Source organism: uncultured Campylobacter sp. (assembly GCF_937997595.1).
Classification (GTDB): Bacteria; Campylobacterota; Campylobacteria; order Campylobacterales; family Campylobacteraceae; genus Campylobacter_B.
The window spans coordinates 1-1,313 of the sequence record NZ_CALKTS010000203.1 but is presented as its reverse complement, the minus strand read 5'-3'; the positions used below and the strand labels follow the sequence as shown (position 1 = coordinate 1,313).

1 pseudogene is annotated in these 1,313 nt (G+C 43.6%); it reads right to left on the bottom strand.

Annotated features, from left to right (window positions below):
* Positions 1-1,053: 1,053 nt before the first annotated feature.
* A pseudogene (locus tag Q0614_RS07150) lies at positions 1,054-1,313 on the bottom strand (SMI1/KNR4 family protein); the annotation flags it as partial.

Genomic DNA, 1,313 nt, shown 5'->3' with positions numbered 1-1,313 from the left:
TTCACTATACGCTACCGGGCTTGTATTGCACTCACCAAGCTCATCCTCATCAATGTCAAAACAACAATCACTCATCTTGCTAGAAAGTGCGTCAGCTGGCAGGTATAAAAGAGAGCTACTGCGAAAGCGGTGCAAAATACAATACCTCCGCGCCTAGCTGCTTAGCGCTTGCTGCTCTGCGAGTGCAAACCCAAGATCCAAAAAGAGATTTAAAGTAAAGTAGCGCCTGCCACCCTACACGCGCGCAGATAGCTTAAAGCTGCCAAAAAGTTTGCGCTCACTTTGCCACTGAACGCAATTTGGCTATTAATGCTTTCAGATTTCAACCTGTTCGCTTTTACTTTTCGTCTTTTAAATGCCTGCGTACAGCTAGCTGCAAAGACGTATTCGCTGGATACGCCTTGTAGCCCGCCCCTCATGCCCTCGATAAAAATCCGTCGTAATTTATGCAGATATTTGACAGCAGGATCGTTTGGATACGATCTTTCGTACGAGGCCTAAAAGCGCTACGCCGATACAGATGCTCGCGCCATTTTTTAGCTCTGCGCGCGCTGCCTGCGTCGCTGCGGTCACAATTTTTCTGATACGACACTTAAAGACAACCTATCGCCAAAACTACCGAAAAGCTTTTAGCCTTATTTTTTCTGCTTTAGAATTTAGTCTCAATCAGTTCTTTGCTAATAAACCGACAGAACTTCCATGCGTTTGATATATCAGCTCATCCACGCGGAATTTAGCTAAATTTTTATTTGGATTCTTAAAAACGTGCCAACTTTTCTATCGCGTCTTATTTCGGATAACAGCAAAATTCTACCCCCACACTGCAAAGAGTTAAATTCTATCGAGCAAATTTATTAAAAATTTTAAGAGTAGCAGAAGTAGTAATAGATGATTAATGCTTTTCTATATAGATACCGACGCCAAATTTTAATAAAAAGATATCCATTAAATTTACGCTCTTTAAATTAGCCAGCAAAAGCTTAAATTTCAAGGTTTCCTGCTAAAGTAAAGCCCACAACGCTTCATCAAGCGGCGCAAAAGCCGCTTTGAATTTTACTCCGTGACGCGATTTACCCAGATCAAAAACTCATCGCTCGGGTTCTCGTCGTCTATATGCGCGGGCGTGACGAGCTCAAGCGCGGTTTGCGGGATCGTCGTTTTAAACGTCTCCTTGAGCCACTGCTGAAATTCTACGTTTGGATGCACAATAAAGTCGTCGCTGTTTGGCGGCGCACTAAAATCCTCGTCCCAGCAGATTTCATCGTATCCGATCGCGAGCAGTCGCAAAAAATCTAGCCCGCTATGAGCCAAAA